This window comes from Thermosulfurimonas sp., from assembly GCF_015491435.1.
Lineage (GTDB): Bacteria > Desulfobacterota > Thermodesulfobacteria > Thermodesulfobacteriales > Thermodesulfobacteriaceae > Thermosulfurimonas_A.
Genome location: NZ_WFVX01000030.1, coordinates 1 through 2,622 on the forward strand (window position 1 = coordinate 1; position 2,622 = coordinate 2,622).

The following is a 2,622-nucleotide window of genomic DNA, read 5'->3' on the forward strand; positions in this document are numbered from 1 at the left end:
GGATTGGCCTGCGGTCTCAAACCCTAAGCCTTCAAGGAAATTTATCCAGAGGGATTTCCGGCTTTTGGCGGTTAAAAAATCAAGGTCTCCCGTCATCCGTGAAAGACCGTAAGCCTTAAGGGCAAAGGCTCCCACAAGGAGAAGGGGGAGGTCATTTTCCTCGCCGAAGCGGGCGCAGGCGCAAAGAAACTCCGCAAGTTTAAGCAAGGCGAACCTCTATGCCCTTCTCCCGGAGGTAGCGTTTTAAGGCCGGGATCTCCACCTCCCGGCGGTGGAAGATACCTGCGGCCAGGGCCGCCTCGGCCCGGGTGCGGGTGAAGACCTCGTAAAAATGTTCAGGCGATCCGGCCCCGCTTGAGGCAATGACCGGGATACTTACGGCCTCGGAGACCGCCTGGATGAGCTCCAGATCATAGCCCAGATTGGTCCCGTCACGGTCTATGCTGTTAAGAAGGATCTCTCCGGCCCCGAGCTCCTCGCAGACCCGGGCCAGCGTCACCGCGTCCACATCGCGGGCCTCGCGCCCACCCTTTACCGTGCACTGGAACCAGCAGTAGCGCTCCCCGTTCGGCCCGGGGATCTCGGTCTCAATCACCGGATGCTCGGTCTCGGAGGGGCTTTTCACATAGCGTCTTTTGGGGTCAATGGAGATGACCACCGCCTGTCGGCCATAGACCCGGGAGATGGTCTCAATGGAGGAGTTTCCAGAGGCCCCTCCGCGGCGAAGGTAATCCTCAACGATATAGACCGCATCGGAGCCGATGGAGACCTTGTCCGCCCCGGCCCGGAAATAGGCCGAGGCCACCTCCAGGGCCGAATAAGACCTTCCGTCCCGATCGGTAAAATCCCGGATGCCGCCTCCTATGGTGAGGGGCACAAAGACCCGCTCGGAGGTGCGCCTCAGCACCTCAAGCATGGGCTGGTCCTTTAAGGGGAAGTGCCTGAAGCCCGTGATGTTTAAGAAGGTGATCTCGTCCGCCCCCTCCTGGAAGTAAAGGTGGGCCAGCTCCACCGGGGCCCCCATGTCCCGCACACGGCCCCCCTCGCGCACATCGTACTGAAGCCCCTTGGTCACCACCAAGCGTCCCTCGTCATCCGAGCGCACATCAAGGCAGGCGATGATGCGTTTGGCAAGTTGGGTCTTTTCCAGAATCCGCGGAGGGAGCACGGCCTCGCCTTCCCGGGAGAGAAAGTTTTCCAGGATCTTTAGCCCCGCGGGCCCGCTTTTTTCCGGATGAAACTGAAGGGCCACGATGTTTCCGCTTTCCACCGCGGAGACGAACTCCAGCCCGTAGTCCGTGCGGGTAAGGGCCAGGGCGGGGTCCGCCGGGTCCACGTAATAGGAATGGACGAAATAAAATTTTTCCTCGCCGGAAAGACCCCGGAAGAGGCGGGAGGGTTTTGCCGGTTTTATGCCGTTCCAGCCGATGTGGGGCACGGAGAGCGAGACCCTGAAACGGCGCACAAACCCGGGAAAGACCGAAAGCCCGGCCACCCCCGGGGCCTCCTCACTTCCCTCAAAAAGGACCTGAAGCCCGAGGCAGATCCCGAGAAAGGGCCGATTCTGACGCAGGTATTCGCGCAGGGGTTCCACAAAACCCTTTTCGTTTAAGGCCCGCATGATGCTTCCGAAGTTCCCCACCCCCGGAAAGACCAGGCGTTCGGCCGAAAGGATGTCCTCCGGGCGCTTAACGGGCCGCACCTCGGCCCCTAAGGCCCGGAGGGCGTTTATCACGCTTCGCACATTCCCCGCCCCGTAATCAAGCAGTGCGACTTTCATCTCCCCTCCCGATTTCTCCGTTTAAAAGAGAATCCTAACCGCTTCAATTTACCGGGCAAGTCTGCTTCCATAAAGTAAACCGGCGAACCTAATCCGGCCAGGTTACGGTGTAGGGTCAGAAAGGGGCTTCTGCGGTAGTATTTTCCGAATGTGTCCAAGGGATTAAAATGAAAGAGCCTTCTTTTTGGATGGGGAGAGAGTCAAATCCAAAGCGGAGAAGAAAATCAAGACATCGAGCACGGTTGACAAAACGTTAAGCTTTAAAGAGAATTAAGAATGCGTATGAAAGATTTTAGATTGCTTTTAGCTTTTGGTACTCCCAAATCAGGAACTACCTTCCTCCAAATGATCTTAAATGCGCATCCGGAGATTTCTTGTCCCAGTGAACATCAATTAGAAGTGTTACGCCAAGCATTAAACCAGCTCCTCCATTATTATAACCAAGTCTTAGAAAGAGCTGATCAACTTACGGGGAAGCAGGGTCCTTCTTTATATACGGAGGAAGATTTTGAAAATATCTTTGCTTATATGGTGATGCTGGCCGCTTTACGGGGAGCTAAAACTAAAAATAAGAACTTAAGAAAAATTAAATGGTTCGGACTAAACGACAATGCTGCTATCTTAAAATTGCCTTTTTATGCTAAACTTTTTCCGGAGGCTCGTTTTGTATGTATTGTAAGAGATCCCCGAAGTGTGGCCATCTCTTCCTGGTACCATAATCTTCGCACCGAACCGGATTTTGTTCGAAACCGTGGCAAAAATTTAGACTATTGGGCGGCTCAATCTGCTAACTTCTGGATTCGTGAATACAAAGCTGCGCGAGATTTTCAGAAACAACATCC

General features: G+C 54.7%; 2 protein-coding genes and 1 pseudogene. 1 reads left to right on the forward strand and 2 read right to left on the reverse strand.

All coding sequences use genetic code 11. The annotated features are described in order from the left end of the window. Positions 1-207, reverse strand: a pseudogene (locus tag F8J34_RS01110) (hypothetical protein); the annotation flags it as partial. Next, positions 200-1,780 carry an imidazole glycerol phosphate synthase subunit HisF gene (gene hisF, locus F8J34_RS01115; protein ID WP_297055556.1) on the reverse strand — a complete coding sequence of 527 codons (1,581 nt, stop codon included), beginning with the start codon at positions 1,778-1,780 and terminating at the stop codon, positions 200-202. The gene hisF and the pseudogene F8J34_RS01110, both read right to left, overlap by 8 nt. Before the next feature lie 282 nt (positions 1,781-2,062). Between hisF and F8J34_RS01120 the strand changes: the two genes are divergently transcribed. Next, a partial coding sequence (locus F8J34_RS01120) for a sulfotransferase (RefSeq protein ID WP_297055560.1) occupies positions 2,063-2,622 on the forward strand: 560 nt, incomplete at its 3' end.